At 73.4% G+C, this 18,189-nt stretch carries 15 protein-coding genes; 6 read left to right on the top strand and 9 right to left on the bottom strand.

All coding sequences use genetic code 11. The features are described 5' to 3' along the window. Positions 1-155: 155 nt before the first annotated feature. Positions 156-2,054: an alpha/beta hydrolase family protein gene (locus tag NOSIN_RS07990; protein WP_077690118.1), complete on the bottom strand. Its 1,899-nt coding sequence runs from the start codon at positions 2,052-2,054 to the stop codon at positions 156-158. Positions 2,055-2,334: 280 nt separating this feature from the next. After that, positions 2,335-2,838 (bottom strand): Rv3235 family protein, encoded by a 504-nt coding sequence (locus NOSIN_RS07985; RefSeq protein ID WP_077690117.1) that lies wholly within the window; start codon positions 2,836-2,838, stop codon positions 2,335-2,337. Between the two features lie 152 nt (positions 2,839-2,990). On the opposite strand from NOSIN_RS07985, the gene NOSIN_RS07980 reads away from it, so the two are divergent. The 5 genes from NOSIN_RS07980 to NOSIN_RS07960 all read left to right on the top strand — a co-directional run bounded on the left by NOSIN_RS07980 (position 2,991) and on the right by NOSIN_RS07960 (position 10,187). Next, complete coding sequence (locus NOSIN_RS07980; protein ID WP_077690116.1) at positions 2,991-3,848, top strand: glycerophosphodiester phosphodiesterase; 858 nt, start codon at positions 2,991-2,993, stop codon at positions 3,846-3,848. Beyond that, a complete protein-coding gene (locus NOSIN_RS07975) occupies positions 3,845-5,242 on the top strand; it encodes an MFS transporter (protein WP_077690115.1) in 1,398 nt (465 codons plus the stop codon). The genes NOSIN_RS07980 and NOSIN_RS07975 overlap by 4 nt, the downstream gene beginning before the upstream one ends. A gap of 231 nt (positions 5,243-5,473) precedes the next feature. Next, positions 5,474-8,500: a DEAD/DEAH box helicase gene (locus tag NOSIN_RS07970; RefSeq protein ID WP_227014432.1), complete on the top strand. Its 3,027-nt coding sequence runs from the start codon at positions 5,474-5,476 to the stop codon at positions 8,498-8,500. Further along, positions 8,497-9,210 (top strand): SWIM zinc finger family protein, encoded by a 714-nt coding sequence (locus NOSIN_RS07965; protein ID WP_077690114.1) that lies wholly within the window; start codon positions 8,497-8,499, stop codon positions 9,208-9,210. Before NOSIN_RS07970 ends, NOSIN_RS07965 begins: the two co-directional genes overlap by 4 nt. Before the next feature lie 140 nt (positions 9,211-9,350). Next, the gene (locus NOSIN_RS07960) at positions 9,351-10,187 is read left to right on the top strand and encodes an SAM-dependent methyltransferase (RefSeq protein ID WP_077690113.1); all 837 of its coding nucleotides are present in this window, start codon (positions 9,351-9,353) and stop codon (positions 10,185-10,187) included. Between the two features lie 57 nt (positions 10,188-10,244). Here the strand turns inward: NOSIN_RS07960 and pcaDC are convergent, their stop codons facing one another. The 7 genes from pcaDC to NOSIN_RS07925 all read right to left on the bottom strand — a co-directional run bounded on the left by pcaDC (position 10,245) and on the right by NOSIN_RS07925 (position 17,204). Then, on the bottom strand, positions 10,245-11,378 hold the full coding sequence (gene pcaDC, locus NOSIN_RS07955; RefSeq protein WP_077690112.1) for a bifunctional 3-oxoadipate enol-lactonase/4-carboxymuconolactone decarboxylase PcaDC: 1,134 nt from the start codon (positions 11,376-11,378) through the stop codon (positions 10,245-10,247). Then, positions 11,368-12,762 carry a 3-carboxy-cis,cis-muconate cycloisomerase gene (pcaB, locus tag NOSIN_RS07950; RefSeq protein ID WP_171986568.1) on the bottom strand — a complete coding sequence of 465 codons (1,395 nt, stop codon included), beginning with the start codon at positions 12,760-12,762 and terminating at the stop codon, positions 11,368-11,370. The genes pcaDC and pcaB overlap by 11 nt, the downstream gene beginning before the upstream one ends. A gap of 153 nt (positions 12,763-12,915) precedes the next feature. After that, entirely contained in the window at positions 12,916-13,479 is a 564-nt protein-coding gene (gene pcaG / locus NOSIN_RS07945) for a protocatechuate 3,4-dioxygenase subunit alpha (protein ID WP_077690111.1), read from the bottom strand. Continuing rightward, the gene (gene pcaH / locus NOSIN_RS07940; RefSeq protein ID WP_077690110.1) at positions 13,476-14,240 is read right to left on the bottom strand and encodes a protocatechuate 3,4-dioxygenase subunit beta; all 765 of its coding nucleotides are present in this window, start codon (positions 14,238-14,240) and stop codon (positions 13,476-13,478) included. Before pcaH ends, pcaG begins: the two co-directional genes overlap by 4 nt. 103 nt (positions 14,241-14,343) lie before the next feature. Further along, a complete protein-coding gene (locus NOSIN_RS07935; RefSeq protein WP_077690109.1) occupies positions 14,344-15,519 on the bottom strand; it encodes a thiolase family protein in 1,176 nt (391 codons plus the stop codon). Positions 15,520-15,621: 102 nt separating this feature from the next. Further along, entirely contained in the window at positions 15,622-16,377 is a 756-nt protein-coding gene (locus NOSIN_RS07930) for a CoA-transferase subunit beta (protein WP_077690108.1), read from the bottom strand. Continuing rightward, positions 16,374-17,204, bottom strand: coding sequence for a CoA transferase subunit A (locus NOSIN_RS07925; RefSeq protein ID WP_077690107.1), 831 nt, complete (start codon positions 17,202-17,204; stop codon positions 16,374-16,376). Before NOSIN_RS07925 ends, NOSIN_RS07930 begins: the two co-directional genes overlap by 4 nt. Positions 17,205-17,379: 175 nt before the next feature. Here NOSIN_RS07925 and NOSIN_RS07920 point away from each other — a divergent pair, with 175 nt between their 5' ends. Then, the gene (locus NOSIN_RS07920; RefSeq protein WP_077690106.1) at positions 17,380-18,183 is read left to right on the top strand and encodes an IclR family transcriptional regulator; all 804 of its coding nucleotides are present in this window, start codon (positions 17,380-17,382) and stop codon (positions 18,181-18,183) included. The last annotated feature ends 6 nt before the right edge of the window (positions 18,184-18,189 follow it).

Below are 18,189 nucleotides of genomic sequence, written 5' to 3'. Positions count from 1 at the left end.
AACAAGAGGCCCGGAAAGCCGCCCAGCGCGCCGAAACGGCAACTTGTTATCCCCCGTCAGAACACGTCAAAACAGGGTCAAGTCCCCCGAAAAAGTGGCACGCATCACAGGAGCCGGGGGAAGGGGGCGAGGCGTCCCCCCGCCCCCGGCACGCCTCACAGGTGGCGCTGCCACCAGTCCAGGACCGCCTCGAACCGGGCGACCCGGTGGCTGGGCAGCCCCGAACGCGACAGTTCGTGCCCCTCACCGGGGAAGAGCAGCATCTCCGTCTCGTGTCCGCGCCGCTTCAGCGCCACGAACAGGCGCTGCGCCTGCTCCAGGGGGCACCGCCAGTCCTCCTCGGAGTGGATGATCAGGAACGGGACGTCGATCTGGTCGGCGTGGGTGAGCGGGCTCTCCTCGGCCCAGGTCTCCGGCGGGCCGTACAGCGGCTCGGGGAAGAAGGCGCCGATGTCGGACGAGCCGTGGAAGCTCTCGATCGCGTTGACCGCGCGTTCGCTGATCGCCGCGCGGAAGCGGTCGCCGTGGTGGGCCGCGATCCAGGTGGTCATGAAACCGCCGTGCGAGCCGCCCATGACACCCACCCGCGAGCGGTCGAGCCGTTGGTCCCTGAGCGCCTCGTCCAGGAAGGCCAGGACGTCGGTGGCGGTGGTGCGCCCCACCGAGCCGATGACGGCCCGGCCGTGCTCGTGCCCGTAGCCGGAGGATCCGCGCGGGTTGCACAGGACCACCGCGTACCCGGCCGCCGCGTAGACCTGGGTCTCGTCGAAGAACTGGTGGCCGTACTGGGCGAACGGGCCGCCGTGGATCATCAGCACAACCGGGTGCGGACCCTCGCCCTCGGGGACCGCGACCCAACCGTGCACGGGGTGGCCGTCGTCCGTGTGCGCCGTCAGCTCCGTCGTCGGCAGCGGCTCCAGGGCACCGGCGAACTCCGTGAGCGCCCGCGTGCCGGTGTCGGTGACCAGGACCAGCTCGCCGCTGCCGCGCGCGTCGGCGACCACCGCGACGGTGACCCCGCCCACGTTGTCGAAGGACTGGACCTGGGTCCTGCCGCCGATGACGGTCTCGGGCTCGCCGCCCCCGAAGGGCACCAGGACCAGGTCCACCGCCCCCCTGTTCTCCGCCAGGCCGAGCAGCCCCCGGGAGGTGGCCTTCGGCCCTCCGGCCATCCTGGGGTCGTGGGCGGGGGTCAGCCGGACGGGTGCGGCCGAGGCGTCGGCGGGAACCGACCACAGGGCGGTGGTCTGACCCACGAAGTCGTCCAGGCCGGGGCCGAGCTCGTCGCCGCGGAAGTAGACGGTGGCGCCGTCCTCGGAGAAGTCGCTCTCCCCCGCGTCCAGGGTCCCGGCGGTGACCCGGCGCGGCTCGGCGCCCTCCTCCGGCGCGCACGCCCACAGGTCGGTGACCAGGTCGGTGTCGCGGGTCGCGTGCCGATCGGCGGAGAAGACCAGCTCGCCGCCGTCGGGGCGCCAGGAAACGGCCTGGTGGTCGAAGTCGCCCCGGGTCACCTGGACCGGCTCGCCCGCCTCGCCGGAGGGGTCGACGGGCGCGGAGACGAACACGTGCGATCGCCGGTCGTTGGTGAACCCGAGGCCGTCCATCCGGTACTTGAGCCGGGTGATGCGCCGGGGCGGCTCCTTGCCCGGTTCGACGTCCACGTACCGGTCGGGTTCGGGGATCCGCGCGGTGTAGGCGATCCGGCTGGAGTCGGGGCTCCAGCGCGGGGCTCCGGCGCCCAGCGGGTGGAAGGTGGTCTGCCAGGGCTCGCCGCCGTCGGCGGGCAGGACGTGGATCTGGGGGCGCTTGTTCTCGTCGGGCCGCAGGAAGGCGATCCACCGCCCGTCGGGGGAGAAGACCGGGCCGCTGTCCCTGGTCCCCCGGGTGAGCCGGGCGGGCGGGGCCGAGCCGTCGGTGGGCACCGACCACAGGGAGCCGAGGTAGGCGTCCTCCTCCAGGTCCGGCCGGGTCAGGGCGAAGACCGCCCGGCCGCCGTCGGGCGACAGGGTCGGCGCGCTGAGGCTGTGCAGATGGACGATGTCGTCAGGCTTCATACACGAATGGCCGTCCCGGCGCGGAGAGCGCCGCGACCGCCCTCTCCTTTTCCTTCGGCGGTGGAGCCGTCGTTCGGGGCCACCGCGTGCCGGGCGCGGCGGACCATGTCGGGTGCCGCCGCTCGGGTGCGGGGCGCACCCGGTCAGGAGCGCGCCCCGCATGGACCTTATCCAGGCCCCTTACCGGAAATCCAGGTACTTGTCCGGCAAGTGGACACGGCTCCGCAGGAGGAGGGCGGGCCGGTCCGGCGCCGGGCGACGCCGGACCGGCCCGGCGGGGTCAGCGCGTCGGCTCGATCGGCAGGCCGCAGCGGCGACGGCCGACGCCGTCGGTCTCCAGGTGGGTGCACACCCACCGGCCCTCCTCGTGACGGGCCCGGAAGGCGAACACCCGCGAGCGGCGGTCGCAGCGGATCACGGCGCTGGCCTCCACCCCCTCGGCGTCGGAGCGCTGGTGGAACACCCGTGTCAGCCGCGGGGCGAGTTCGCAGGAGACCGTGCCGCGCATGCTGCGCAGCTCCTCGCGGACCGACAGGGTCACGTGGTCGCGCAGCACCTCGATGGCGCGGCGGCCCACCAGGACCTCCGCCATGCTCTGGGCCAGCAGGCGCACGTCGCCGGGGGTCCGGTGGCCCGCCAGCAGAGGGGGACCGCACCGGTGCGCGAAGGTGCGGTGCGGGGCCGGGGGAGTGCGCGCGGGGGTGCGGACCGGGCGGTGGTGCGCGGACGCGCCGCGGGCGCAGAGGGGGCGGGGGCAGGAGTGACGGGCGGGGGTGTGCGACATGAACAGGTCCCTTCCGGGAGGATGACGGCCGCCTTCACCCTGCAGAGAGGCCGCGATCCCTCCCCGTACCACCTGGCATTCCAGGTTTTCCGGCATTCGTCCGCGCACACGCCGACGGGCGCACCGCGTCCCGTACCCGGCATACTGCACACGTGACTGACGCCTACCTCTCCTCTCCCGTACCCGTGGCCCTCGCCCACCGAGGCGGGTGGCTCATCGACGACCAGGGCGAGCGCCGGACCGAACTGGAGAACACGGCCACCGCCTTCCAGTACGCCATCGACCTCGGCTACACGTACCTGGAGACGGACGTGCACGCCACCAGCGACGGCGTCCTCATGGCCTTCCACGACGACACCCTGGACCGCGCCACCGACATGGCCGGCGCCATCGGCGACCTGCCCCACCGTGAGGTCGCCCGCGCCCGCGTGGCCGGGCACGAGCCGGTGCCGCTGCTGGAGGACCTGCTCGGCTCCTGGCCCGAGATCCGGTTCAACATCGACGTGAAGGCCGACGAGGCCGTCCGGCCGCTGGTGGACGTGCTGCGCCGTACCAACGCCTGGAACCGTGTGTGCGTGGGCTCCTTCAGCCAGTCCCGCCTGGACCGGGCACGGCGGCTCTTCGACCGCCCCGTCGCCACCTCCTGCGGCCCCCTGGACGTGCTCCGGCTGCGCGCGGCCTCCCTGTCGCCGCTGCTGCGCGCCCTGGCCAGCCAGGTCCCGGTGTGCGCCCAGATCCCGCTGTGGCAGGGCTCCTTCCCCGTGCTCAGCAGGGACCTGGTCCACACCGCGCACCGGCTGGGCCTACAGGTGCACGTGTGGACCATCAACGAGCCCCCGGTGATGGAGCGCCTGCTCGACGCGGGCGTGGACGGCATCGTCACCGACAACACCGTCGGGCTCAAGCGGCTCCTGGTGCGGCGCGGCCGGTGGACGGGCCGCACCTCGCCCGCCCGGGCCACCGGGACCGGCAACGACCATCCCCTCCAGAACGGACAGTCCCCCTCATGACCGCTCCCACGGAGACGGGCTCTCCCTCCACCGACCCCGACCAGCGCAGACGCGAGCAGCGCGGGTGGTACGTCTACGACTGGGCCAACTCGGTGTTCATCACCTCGGTGGTGACCGTGCTCATCGGCCCTTACCTGAGCAACCTGGCGTGCGTGTCGGCCGGGGCCGAGAACGCCGAGGCCTGCCTGGACCCGTCGCTGGCCCTCGCCCCGCTCGGGATGGACTTCCTCGCCCTCCACCCCAACGCGCTCTACCCGGCGCTGACCACGGTGGCGATCCTGTCACTGATCGTGCTCCTTCCGGTCGTGGGGTCGATGGTCGACCACTCACGGCACAAGAAGCGGTGGCTGTTCTGGCTGGCCACCAGCGGGTCGCTGTGCACCCTGGGGCTGTACTTCGCCACCGACGGCTACCTGGCGGCGTCGGTGCTGTTCGTGATGGCCAACCTGCTGTACGGGCTGTCGGGCGTGGTCTACAACGCTTTCCTGCCCGAGATCGCCACGGCCGACGAGCGCGACCGGGTGTCGGTCACCGGCTGGGGCATCGGCTACCTGGGCGGGGCCCTGCTGCTGGCCGTCCACCTGGGCCTGGTGGTCAGCGCGGACTCCCTGGGCATCGGCGCGGACGACGCCGCGCGCATCGCCTTCGCCTCCTGCGGCCTGTGGTGGGCGGGGTTCACCGTCCTGGCGCTCAAGCCGCTGCGCAACCGCTACGGCGCCCTGGCCGCGCGCGGCCGGGGCCGTCCGGGGGTGGGGCGGTCGCTGCGCCAGTTCGGGCACACGCTCAAGGACATGCGCAGGTACCCGAACACCATCCTCTTCCTCCTGGCCTTCATCCTGTTCAACGACGGCGTGCAGGCGGCCATCCGCTACGCCGCGCCGTTCGCCACGCAGGACCTGGGGCTGGAGCAGGACGTCCTGATCCTGACCATCCTCATCATCCAGTTCGTGGCCTTCGGCGGCGCCTTCCTGACGGGCCGGGTGGCCCGCCACCTGGGTTCGAAGAACACCGTGCTGGTCACGCTCGGGATATGGAGTGCGCTGGTGGCGTCGGCCTACTTCCTCCCGGCCGGGAACGTGCCGCTGTTCGTCACCATGGGCGTGGGCATCGGCCTGGTGCTGGGCGGCACCCAGTCCCTGGCCCGGTCTCTGTACTCCCAGCTCATCCCCAGGGGCCGTGAGGCGGAGTACTTCAGCCTGTACCAGATCTCGGACAAGGGATCGAGCTTCCTGGGATCGCTGACCGTGACCGTGGCCGTCTCGCTCACCGGCGGCTACCGCGCGGCGATCCTGTCGCTGATCGTGTTCTTCGTCATCGGCGGTCTGCTGCTGTGGCGCACGCGCATGCGCGAGGGCATCGTCGCCGTGGGCAACGAGGTGCCGCGCAACCTCTAGGGCGTGTACGGCGAGCACCCGCCCCGCTGCGCGAGGCCCCAGCGGCACCCACCGCACACGGCCCTAGCGCGGGCCCCTGGCACGCCCGCCCCCGTTGATCTTGCTCTTGGTGGCACTGTGGGGCGCCGACAGTGCCACCAAGAGCAAGATCAACGGTGAGGGGGCCCGGCGCGTCCCCAGGCTCCGGGCACCCGTGACGGGCTGTCGTCGGCTCCGGCCATACTGGGGCCCATGGTCGGCGAGGACACGGGAGGCGCGGTGCGGGTTCTGCACGGTGTGTGGACCGGGGACGCGCTGGCGGTGTGGGCCGAGACCGACCCCTCCCCCGCCTCCCCGCCGAAGGACGCGCACGGCCGGCCCCGGCCGCACCCCTTCGCTCTGGACGCCCGCGGTCTGCACGCCCTGCTGCGGACCCCGGGACCCGGACCCGTCACCGCGAGGGCCGGACACCTGGACCTGACCCTGCCGGGCGAGGTCCACGCCCCGTTCGCCTCCACCGGGGCCCCCGGCTCCGCCCCGGCGGCCCTCCATCCCTGGAGCGTGCCCGCGCTGCGGCTGGACGCCGCCTCCGCCGAGGCCCTCCTGGCCTCCGCCCCTCCCCCGCGGGCCCGGCTCGGCCCCTCCCTGGCCCACCTGCGGGCGGTCCGCGACTTCGCCGAGCGGGTGGCCGCCTCCGGGTGCGTGCTGCCCGACCTGGTGGGCGACCCGCCCCGGGCGCGCTGGCGGCCCGCGCCCCTGGACTGGGCCGAGGAGCACCTGTCCGCGCTCACCGCCGCCCTGCCGCCCTCCGCGCGCGCCCACCTGCCCGGGGAGCCCCCGGACGCGGTCGCCCGCGCCTGCGTGCTCGCCCCCCTGGAGCTGCTCACCGACGCGGTGGCCCGCCGCCTGGCACGCGGTCCCCGCCGCGGCGCGGCCCCGGGACCCGACGGAGCCGAGGAGGCCGCCCCCGGCCGGCGGCTGGCCGCCGCGCTCACCGGCGACCGTTCCCGGGTCGACGCCGACACCGCGGCCCGGCTGCGCGGTCCGCTGCGCGAGTGGCGCTCCCGGGTGCGCGGCGCGGGACGGGCGGCGCTGCTGTTCCTGCTGCGCGAACCCGACCGCGACGGGCCGTGGACGGTCGAGTTCTGGGTGCGCTCGGTCACCGACCCCGGCCTGCGCCTGCCCCTGGAACAGGTGTGGCGGGGCGAGGGCGCCGCCTGGCTGCCCGCCGACGTGGGCACCACCGCCCTGGCCGACCTGCGCCGGGCCGCACGCCACCACCCGCCGCTGCGCCGCGCGCTGCGCGACCTGGCCCCGACCCGGATGCTGCTCAGCACCGAGGGCGCCCAGGAGTTCGTGGCCGAGGCGGCGCCCCGGCTGAGCGGGGCGGGCTTCTCGGTGGTCCTGCCCGAGTGGCGGACCCGACCGGCCCTGGGCCTGCGCGTGACGGTCGAGGAGGCCCCCCGCAGGCGCGGAAGCGGCGGTGTGGGCCCCTCGGACCTGGTCAACGTGTCCTTCGAGGCGCTCCTGCGGGGCGGGGAGGACGGGTCCGCGGAGCCGCTCACCGAGGACGAACTGGCCGAACTCGCCGAACTCGCCCGCCTCAAGCGCTCCCTGGTGCGGGTGCGCGGCCGGTGGATGGAGGTGGACCCCGGCCAGGTCAGCGCCGCCCTGGACCTGCTCGAACGGCGCGGCGGCCACTGGATGCGCACCGAAGAGGCGCTGCGTACGGCCATCGGCGCTCAGGACACGGCGCCCCTGCCCGTCACCGACGTGGTCGCCTCCGGGCCGCTGGGCGCCCTGCTGGACGGGGGCGCCAAGGCCGAGCCGCGTCCCCTGGGAAGCCCGCCGGGGTTCCGGGGCACGCTGCGCCCCTACCAGGACCGGGGCGCGGCGTGGCTGCGCTTCCTGGGCGAACTGGGCCTGGGCGCGGTGCTGGCCGACGACATGGGGCTGGGCAAGACCGTGCAGCTGCTGGCCCTGCTCACCGAGGAGCGCGCCGGGAGCACCCCGCCGGGGCCGACCCTGCTGGTGTGCCCGGTCTCGCTGGTGGGCAACTGGCGGCGCGAGGCCGAGAGGTTCGCGCCCTCGCTGAGGGTGCACGTCCAGCACGGCCCGGACCGGCCCACCGGCAACGCGCTGGCCCGCCTGGTGGGGGCGTGCGACCTGGTGGTGACCACCTACGGGGTGGTCGCCCGCGACGCCGGGGAGCTGTCGGGCATGCCCTGGCACCGGGTGGTGTGCGACGAGGCCCAGGCGCTCAAGAACCACGGCACGCGCCAGGCGCGGGCGGTGCGGTCGCTGCCCGCGACCACCCGGATCGCGCTCACCGGCACACCGGTGGAGAACAACCTGGGTGAGCTGTGGTCGATCATGGACTTCGCCAACCCCGGGCTTCTGGGCACGGCACCGGCCTTCGAGCAGGCGGTCAGCGGCGAGGAGGGCCCCGACACCGGCCTCGTGCGCCGCATGACCGGGCCGTTCGTGCTGCGCCGCCTCAAGACCGACCGGTCGATCATCTCCGACCTGCCCGAGAAGCTGGAGATGCGCACCTGGTGCACGCTCACCCCCGAACAGGCCTCGCTGTACAAGGCGGTGGTGGACGACATGGGCGAGCGCATGGCCGAGGCCACCGAGAAGGAGCGCAAGGGGCTGGTGCTGGCGACGATGACGCGGCTCAAGCAGATCTGCAACCACCCGGCCCAGTTCCTGGGTGACGGCTCGGCGCTGTCGGGGCGCTCGGGCAAGCTGGAGCGGCTGGAGGCGATCCTGGGCGAGGCCGCCGCCGAGGGGGACAAGGCCCTGTGCTTCACCCAGTACGCGCGCTTCGGCGAGCGGCTGGCCCCCTACCTGCGCTCACGGCTGGGAGTGCCGGTGCTGTGGCTGCACGGGGGCACCTCGCGGGCGGAGCGGGAGGAGATGACCCAGCGCTTCCAGACCCTGGAGGGCCCGGCGGTGTTCCTGCTCTCGCTCAAGGCCGCGGGGACGGGGCTGAACCTGACCGCGGCCAACCACGTGGTGCACGTGGACCGCTGGTGGAACCCGGCGGTGGAGGACCAGGCCACCGACCGCGCCTTCCGGATCGGCCAGCGGCGGGACGTGCAGGTGCGCAAGATGGTGTGCGTGGGCACGGTCGAGGAGCGGGTGGACGAGATGATCGAACGCAAGAGCGCGCTGGCCGACAGCGCCGTGGCCACCGGCGAGACGTGGCTGACCGGGCTGTCGGTGGAGGACCTGCGCGAGGTCGTGCGGCTGTCCCCGGAGGCGGTGGCCGGATGAGTACGTGGTCCTCCCTGGTCGCCGGGGCCCTGGGAGGGCCCGGCCGGGCGCCGGGGGCCGTCCGTGTCGAGCGGCTGACAGTGCGCCCGGGCGAGGTCGCGGGGCGTGTGCGCGGCCCGGGCGTGCACGAGGTGAGCCTGATCCGCACGGTCGTCCCCGAAGCCGAGTGGGAGCGCCTGTGCGCGGCGCTGGCCTCACAGCCGGTGTTCCGTGCCCGGGTGCTGGCCGGTGAGCTGCCGGTGGCGGCGGCCGAAGTGTTCTCGCTGCTGGGGTGGGACCTGGTGCCGCGCGGATGGGACGATCTGGTGGCGACGTGCTCCTGCGACCGGTGGGACTCCAGGTGTGCGCACCTGGCGGCGGCGGTGGCGGAGCTGGGCGCCGAGGCCGACCGCGACCCGTTCGCGCTGACCCGCTGGCTGGGCCGGGAACGGCGTGCGCTCATGGCGCAGGTCAGAGCGCTTTCCGCGACCGCGGCAAAAGGATCCTCGGTCGAAGAGACGACATTCGGCGAAAACGGTGATGACGCGGTATTCGAAACCGATACCGCTCCCCCTTCGCCACCCGGCGCGGCCCCGTCCTCGGCCGCGGCGTTCTGGTCCTCACCGCCCCTTCCCGCGCCGCCGAGTCCGCCCGACGGAGCCGGAGAGCGCGTCAGAGCCGCGGCTCCCGGGGCGGTGGTCGATGACCTGCCCGGTTTCGGACACCCGTGACCAGGACTCTAATGCGAACATGAGGCAACCGAATACGCACTCTGGACTTTGTTATCGAAAACTCCGGTAAGAGTGCGTGAACACGGTTACCATTCGGCCAGAGAAAGCTCCTCGCCACTTCCTCAGATGGGTGCCCCTCTATGACCGATCACTTTCCTCCCAACATCGACATGGAAACCCCCAGTATCGCACGCATGTACGATTTCCTGTTGGGGGGCAAGGACAATTTCGAGGCGGACCGCAAGGCCTGTGAGGCGCTCGCGGACGGCATACCCGAACTGGTCTCCTTCGCCAACGACAACCGCGCCTACCTCTCACGCGCGGTCGAGCACGTCGCCGCACAGGGGGTGGAGCAGTTCCTCGACCTGGGGGCCGGCCTGCCCACCGCCAACAACACCCACCACGCGGCCCAGCGGGCCAACCCCCGCGCCCGGGTCCTCTACGTCGACCACGACCCCATCGTGCTCGCGCACGGGCGTGCGCTGATCAGCGACAGCGCCGAGACCGCCTTCCTGCTGGCCGACATCCGTGACACCGACGAGATCCTGGGGGCCCCCGAGACCACCAGGCTCATCGACATGGACCAGCCCGTGTGCGTGATGCTGGTGTCGCTCCTGCACTGCCTGCCCGACGACAGCGACCCGTTCGGCATGGTGCGCTCGCTCATGGGCCGCCTCGCACCGGGCTCGTGCGTCATCTTCTCCCACATCGTCTCCGACGACCCGGACTCCGCCACCTGGATGACCGACAAGATCCTGTCCTTCGGCACCCCCTGGGGACGCGTGCGCAGTCCCGAGGAGGCCTCCGTGGTCTTCGAGGGCCTGGAGCTGTCCAGCCCCTGGCTCGACGGGCGCGACGAGGGTCCCCGCGCGGTGGACTGCGCCACCTGGCGGATGCCCGGCTCCGAGCCCCGGTTCCGCCCGGAGAGCCCCGAGGTGAAGCTGTGGGAGCTGGCGGGCGTCGCCTTCAAGCGCTGACCCGGCACCTCCCGGGTGCCCGGCCCGAGTCCCCGGCCGGGCACCGACGCGACGGCCTCAGGCCTGCTCGGTGAAGACCTCCTGGGCGATGCCGAACGCCTTGTTCGCGGCGGGCACCCCGCAGTAGACCGCCGCCTGCAGGAACACCTCGCCGATCTCGTCCTGGCTCAGCCCGTTGCGCAGCGCCGCGCGCACGTGCATGGCCAGCTCGGCCCAGTGGCCGTGTGCGACCAGCGCGGTGAGCACCATGCAGCTGCGGGTGCGCCGGTCCAGCCCCGGGCGGGTCCAGACCTCCCCCCACGCGTAGCGGGTGATGAGGTCCTGGAACGGCTCGGTGAACGCGCTCTTGCGCGCCTCGGCCCGGTCCACGTGCTCGTCGCCCAGCACGGCGCGGCGCACCCGCATCCCCGAGGCGTGGCGGTCCGCGGACGCGAAGTGCTGGGTGAGCAGTGTGTTCACCTTCGCGCTCTGCTGCCAGGACAGCAGGTGCGCGGCGTCCTCCAGCACCGCCAGGCGCGCTCCGGGGACGCGTTCGGCGATCAGCTCGGCGTTCCCGGCGGGCGGCGTGGCCGGGTCGTCGGCCCCGGCGACCACCAGCGTGGGAGCCGTGATCCGGTGCAGGTCCTCGCGCACGTCGTAGGTCTCGATGGCACCGCAGCAGCCCGCGTACCCCTCCGGCGCCGTGGAGGCGATCTGCTCGCGCAGCAGGGAGACCTCCCGGGGGTGGCCCTCGGCGAAGTCCGGGGTGAACCAGCGCTCCACCACCGAGTCCGCCACGGCGCCGGTGCCCTCGGCGCGCACCAGGGCGGCGCGGTCCCGCCAGTTCCGGGGCGGGCCCATGTACGGGGCGGTGGCCAGCAGGGCCAGGCGGTCGATGCGCTCGGGGTGGTGGATGGCGAGCCACTGGCCGACCATGCCGCCGATGGACAGCCCCGCGTAGTGGGCGCGCTCGATGCCCAGCCGGTCCATCAGCGCGATGACGTCGCTGCCCAGGTCGGCCATGGTGTAGGGGCCCTCGGGGACGGGCGACCGCCCGTGTCCGCGGTGGTCGAGGCGGATCACCCGGAAGACGGTCGAGAGCGCCTCGACCTGTGGTTCCCACATCCGCGTGGTGGTGCCCAGGGAGCCTCCGAGCAGCAGGGGCGGCGCGTCGGCCGGTCCGCTCTCGGTGTGGTGGAGGTCAACGCTCATGAGGTGTCCGTACTCCTTCTTCGCTGTCGGTGGGTTCCGCGCGGCCGGTCCTACCCGTTCCCGCCCCGGTGACCCGGTCGGTGAAGGCCGCGGCCGAGCCCAGGTATCCCGCCGGGTCGAGCAGGCCGCGGATCCGCTCACGGTCGCGGACGCCGTCGAGGCGTTCGGTGAGGACCTCGACGAGGTCCCGTCCGGAGCCGGCGGCCTCCCGGCAGGCGTCGGTGACCAGGCTGTGGGCGTCCATGCGGCCGAGCTCGGGGGCCAGGTCGGTGGTGACGCGCTCGGACAGGGCCAGGCCGCCGGTGGCGTCCAGGTTGGCCCGCATCCGCCCGGTGTCCACGCGCAGCCGGGCGGCGCTGGTGCGCAGCCAGGCCACGGCGGAGCCGGTGCGGCGCAGCAGGTCGGTCAGGGGCAGCCACTCGGCGTGCCAGCTCCCGGCGGCCCGCTGGTGCTCCTGGATCTGTGCGGCGAACAGGTTCGCGACGAGTCCCGGGGCCTGGCGTGCGCAGGCCAGGGCGCTGACGGCGGCGACGGGGTTGCGCTTGTGCGGCATGGTGGAGGAGCCGCCGACACCGGGGCCGCCCTCCTCGACCAGTTCGCCGACCTCGGTCTGGGCCAGCAGCACGATGTCCTGGGCGGCGGTGCCGACGGCGCCGCAGATCCGTCCCAGGACGGCGGCCAGTTCGGCGATCCGGCCGCGCTCGGTGTGCCAGGGCAGGACGGGCTCGGCCAGGCGCAGGCGCGCGGCCAGGGCCGCGGTGACGGCGGGGCCGTCCGGGCCGAGGGAGGCCAGGGTGCCGACGGCGCCGCCGAACTGGACGGCCAGGCGCCCGCGCAGCACGTGGTCGAGCTGGTCGGCGGCCTCCGAGAGTCCGTTGGCCCATCCTGCTGCGACCGCCCCGAAGGTGGTGGGCAGGGCCTGCTGGAGCAGGGTGCGGCCGGGCATGGGCGTGGTGCGGTGCGTTGCGGCCAGGTCGCGCAGGTGGTCGGCGAGGGCGCGCAGTTCCGACCGCAGGGCGCCGCCCGCGCGCTGGGCCAGCAGCATGGCGCCGGTGTCCATGACGTCCTGGCTGGTGGCTCCCCGGTGCACGTGGCGTGCCGCTTCGGGGTCGGTCTCGCGTACCCGCGCGGTGAGCTCCCCGACCAGGGGGATGACCGGGTTCGCGCCGCCCGCCGCGGCCCGGCCCAGCTCGGCCGGGTCGTAGCGGTCGGCGGCACAGGCGGCGGCGATGGACTCGGCCCGCTCCGGTGGCAGGGACCCCGTGTCGGCGAGGGCGCGCGCCAGTGCGGCCTCCACGTCGAGCAGGGCCTGGAGCCAGGCGGTGTCGTCGGTGAGTCCGGCTACGGGGCCGTGGTCGAAGACACCGTCGAACAGGCCGGTCATGGGTTCCCCTCCGTGTCGTGGGCCGCCGGGCCGGTCCGTCCCGGCGTGATCCCGTACTCGTGGCGCCTCTCGAAGGGCCGACCCCGCCACAGGTACGGGATCACCGCGGAGGAAGCCCCCTGGTTCACACCGGCGACGTTTCCGGCACGTCCTCTAGATGTCGAAGAAGACGGTCTCCCCCTCGCCCTGGAGACGGACGTCGAAACGGTACCCGTCCCCCTCGCGTCGGGCGACGAGGGTGGCGCGGGCCTGCGGGTCCTCGATGCCGACCAGTACCGGGTCGGCGGCGTTGGCGGCCTCCTCCTCGGGAAAGTACAGGCGGGTGACGACCCGGTTCAGCATGCCGCGCGCGAACACCGAGATGTCGATGTGCGGAGCCTGGTCGCCGTGCGGGCCCGGAACGGCGCCGGGCTTGAGGGTGAGGATCCCGTAGCCGCCGTCGGCGTCGGTGGGGCAGCGGCCGAAGGCGCGAAAGCCCGGGTAGCTCCTGGCCCCGCGCGGGTCGTCGGGGTGGTCGAAGCGCCCGTCGGGGTCGGCCTGCCAGGTCTCGATGACGGCGTCGGGGACGACCTCGCCCGCGCCGTCGTAGACGGTGCCGCGGATCCACACGGCGCCCGGCGTGCCCTCGGCCACGGCGTAGGGGCCGTCGGGCCAGGGCAGGCCGATGTGCAGGTAGGGGCCGACCGTCTGGGCCGGGGTGGTGGGGTACGTGCTCACTCGTCGTCCTCCAGGATCTCTTCCTCGGACTCGAACGGGGTCTGTTCGCGTCCGCGCAGCACGATGTCCCAGCGGTAGGCCAGCGCCCACGAGGGTTCGGTGGTGTCGTGGTCGTAGCTGGACAGCATGCGCTCGCGGGCCCTGGGGTCGGGCACCGAGTTCCACATGGGGTCCTGGAAGAACAGCGGGTCGTCGGGGAAGTACATCTGGGTGACGAGCCGCTGGGTGAAGGCCCTCCCGAACAGGGAGAAGTGGATGTGCGCGGGCCGCCAGGCGTTGGGGTGGTTGCCCCAGGGGTAGGCGCCCGGGCGGATGGTGACGAACCGGTAGCGCCCCTCGGCGTCGGTCATGGTGCGGCCGACCCCGGTGAAGTGGGGGTCGAGCGGGGCGGGCCAGTTGTCGCGGGCGTGGCGGTAGCGCCCGCCCGCGTTGGCCTGCCAGACCTCCACCAGGGTGCTGGGGACGGGCTTGCCGCCGCTGTCGCGGACCTGGCCGTGCACGATGATGCGCTGGCCCTGGGGCTCCTCCTCGTGCTGGCGGGTGAGGTCGTGGTCGAGTTCGCCGACCCGGTCCTGGCCCAGGACCGGCGAGGTGACCTCGGTGAGCATGTGCGGGAGCAGGGTGAGCGGGCGCTTGGGGTGGCGCAGGGCCGTGCTCTTGTAGCCGGGGAAGTCCAGCGGGGGGTGGGTGTCGTGGTCACGGACGTAGCCGGGCACGTACAGACCGGACTGCGTGTGCGCCGCGTCGGGTGGAGTGGACATGACGGTTTCCTTCGTTCGTGCGGTACCGGCTTCCGGTGGCCTGGGGCGTGTTCTCCGCACCGCTCCGGGCTCGTGGGCCCCTGGTCCGGGCGGCCCCGGACCCTCAGGCCTTCAGGACGACGGCCAGGCCCTGGCCGACCCCGATGCACAGCGCGGCCAGTCCCCAGCCCCCGCCGCGCCGTCGCAGCTCGTGGGCGAGTGAACCGAGGATACGGGCACCGGAGGCGCCCAGCGGGTGGCCGATGGCGATGGCGCCGCCGTTGGGGTTGACGATGTCGGGGTCCAGCCCCTTCCAACTGCGGACGCAGGCCAGGGACTGGGCGGCGAAGGCCTCGTTGAGCTCGACGACGGACAGGTCGCCCCAGCCGATCCCGGCGCGTTCGAGGGCGATCTCGGCGGCGCAGACGGGACCGATGCCGAACACGTCGGGGTCCACTCCGGCGGCGCCGCGTCCGGCGATGCGGGCGATGGGCTCCAGCCCGGCGGCCTCGGCGGCGGCGCGGTCGCCCAGCAGCAGGGCGGCGGCGCCGTCGTTGAGGGGTGAGGCGTTCCCGGCGGTGATGGTGCCCTCGGAGCGGAACGCGGGCTTGAGCCCGGCGAGCTTGTCGGCGGAGGGCTCGCGGATGGACTCGTCGCGCTCCAGGTGCGCGCCGGGGACCTGGACGATCTCGTCGTCGAAGACCCCCTTGGCCCAGGCCTCGGCTGCCTTGGCGTGGCTGGCCAGGGCGAAGGCGTCCTGGTCGGCGCGGGTGATCCCGTGCTGTTCGGCCAGTCCCTCGGTGCCCTCGCCCAGGGAGACGGTCCACCTCCCGGGCATGCGGGGGTTGACCATGCGCCAGCCCAGGGTGGTGGAGTGCAGGGTGGCGTCGGTGGCGGGGAAGCCCTTGGCCGGTTTGGGCATCACCCAGGGGGCCCGGCTCATGGACTCCACTCCCCCGGCCACGGCCAGGGAGGCGTCGCCGACCTGGATGGCGCGGCTGGCCTGGATGGCGGCCTCCATGCCGGAGCCGCAGAGCCGGTTGACGGTGACACCGGGCACCGAGGTGGGCAGCCCGGCCAGCAGGGCGGCCATGCGGGCGACGTTGCGGTTCTCCTCGCCCGCGCCGTTGGCGTTGCCGAGGGCGACCTCGTCGACGGTGGCGGGATCCAGGCCGGGTGCGCGTTCGACGAGGGAGCCGACGACGTGGGCGGCCAGGTCGTCGGGGCGGACCTTGGACAGGCCGCCGCCGTACTTGCCGAAGGGTGTGCGGACGGCGTCGAGGATGTGGACGTCGGTCACCGTGGGCCTCCTGGGTGTGGTGCTGCCGGGACGGGTCCGGCCGTGGACGAACGTGAACCTAACAACGTCAGGCAACGGTGGGGCGCGGGTCTCCCCGCACCCTCAGGAGCCCCCGGTCAGGGACCGCACCACCGACAGCTCGGCGTCGGTGGGCTCGGGGGTGACGGCGAGGTCCCCGGCCACCGCGAGGTCCCATCCGGTCGCCTCCCGGACCGCGTCCGGCTCCACCCCCGGGTGCACGCCGGTCAGGACGAGCTCGCGGGTGAGGGGGTCGGGTTCGAGCACGCCGAGGTCGGTGATCACCCGCATCGGACCGGCACCGCGCAGGCCCAGGCGCTCGCGGTCGCCGGGGCCCGAGCCGTGGCCCACCGAGGTGACGAAGTCGACCCGGTCGACGAAGGCGCGGCGGCTGTGCCGCATGATCACGGTGACCTCGCGGCAGGAGGCGGCGATCTCGGGGGCGCCTCCCGCCCCGGGCAGACGCACCTCGGGGTCGGCGTAGTCGCCGATGACGGTGGTGTTGATGTTGGCGTACCGGTCGATCTGGGCCGCGCCGAGGAAGCCGACGTCGATCCGTCCCGCCTGGAGCCAGTAGTTGAAGACCTCGGGGACCGAGACCACGGTGTCGGCGGTGTCTGCGAGGATCCCGTCGCCGATGGACAGCGGCAGGTGGCCCGGGACGGTGCCCAGGGTGCCGGACTCGTAGATCATCCACAGCCCCGGCGCGTGCGTGCGGCGGGCCACGTTGGCGGCGGTGCTGGGCAGTCCGATACCGACGAAGCACGACATCCGGTCACGCAGCGAGCGGGCCGCGGTGACGGTCATGATCTCGTCGGAGGTCCAGGTCACGGTGGTCACAGGCCCCTCCCGGCGGGCTCGGGGGTGGTGGGGGCGGCGATGAGCTCCTCCAGCCAGGCGGTGAAGGCCTCGCGGTCGCGGCCGACGGCGTCCCAGGCGCGGTAGGCCTCGTTGTCGCGCTCGTAGTAGCCGTGGGCGTAGGAGGGCGCCGCGCCGCCGGGGGCGACGCTGACCCGGTCCACGACGCGCTCGGGCAGGATCACCTGGCCGGGGACGGGGTCGAGCGTGTCCACGACCTCCTCGACGGTGACCAGGGCGCGGTCGGCGGCCAGGACCGCCTCCTTCTGGATGCCGGTGATGCCCCACAGCTGCACGTTGCCGTCACGGTCGGCGCGCTGGGCGTGCACGACGGTGACGTCGGGGTTGAGCGCGGGCACGGCCGCCAGTTCCTGTCCGGTGAAGGGGCAGGTGACGGTCCTGATGTTGGGGTTGTTCTCGACCAGGTCGGTGCCGCTGTAGCCGCGCAGGATGGCGAAGGGCAGGCCGGAGGCGCCCGCGACGTAGCGGTTGGCCATTCCGGCGTGGCTGTGCTCCTCGATCTCCAGGGGTACGGGCCAGGAGGAGGTGACGGCGTCGCGGAAGCGGTGCAGCGAGCCGACACCCGGGTTGCCGCCCCAGGAGAAGACGAGCTTGCCGGCGCACCCGGCGCCGATGAGCTGGTCGTAGACGATGTCGGGCGTCATGCGCACCAGGGTGAGGTCGCGCAGGCCCTGGCGGATGATCTCGTGCCCCGCCGCCACGGGGATGAGATGGGTGAACCCCTCCAGGGCGATGGTGTCACCGTCGTGGACGAGTTCGCGTACCGCCTCGTCCAGGGGCACGATCATGGGGCACTCCCGTTCGGATAGCGAATGCATGTTCTCACAGCGAACATCTTGGCTATGACGTTAGCGCCGATCACAGACAGGGTCAAGAGATCGCATGTGCGACCGCTTCTGTTCGGTATGAGAACATCCCTGTGAGTTCTGGCACCGCCCCCCACACCCGAACCAGGAAGGCCCCATGCCCACCGAAGAAGAAACGGCACGCGGCGCCCACTTCGTGCAGTCCCTGGAGCGCGGTCTGACGGTCATCCGCGCCTTCTCCGCGGAACGGCGCTCCATGACGCTGAGCGAGGTCGCGCGCGAGACCGGCCTCACCCGCGCCGCGGCCCGCCGCTTCCTGCTCACCCTGGTCGACCTGGGCTACGTGCGCACCGACGGCAGGCTGTTCTCGCTCACTCCGCGCGTACTGGACCTGGGCTACGCCTACGTCGCCTCCGCCGGGCTGCCGGAGGTGGCCCAGCCCCACCTGGAGGACCTGTCCGCACGGGTGCACGAGTCCGCCTCGGTGTCGGTGCTGGAGGGCGACGACGTGCTCTACGTGGCGCGCGTGGCGACCTCGCGCATCATGGCGGTGTCCATCAGCGTGGGGACGCGCTTCCCCGCCTCGGCCACCTCGATGGGCCGCGTGCTGCTGGCCTGGCGCGACGACCGCGACATCGACGCCTACCTGGAGCGGGTGGAGCTCCGACCGCTGACCAGGTTCACCATCACCGATCCGGCCGAGCTGCGCGCCGAACTGGAGCGGGTGCGCGAACAGGGGTACGCCATCGTCGACCAGGAACTGGAGGAGGGGCTGCGCTCACTGGCCGCCCCCGTCCGAGACGGGTCGGGCAGGGTGATCGCGGCCGCGAACGTGTCCGCCCAGGCCAACCGGTCCTCGATAGAGGACGTGCGACGCGACCTGCTCCCCGCCCTGGTGGAGACCACCGCGTGCATCGAGGCCGACCTGGCCTCCGTGGCACGCCGCGACGCGGGCGCGTGAGGCACC

Origin of the sequence: Nocardiopsis sinuspersici (assembly GCF_001998325.1) — a bacterium.
Taxonomy (GTDB): Bacteria; Actinomycetota; Actinomycetes; order Streptosporangiales; family Streptosporangiaceae; genus Nocardiopsis; species Nocardiopsis sinuspersici.
Note: the sequence above shows the minus strand (reverse complement) of the source record. Positions and strands in the feature narration are given on the sequence as shown.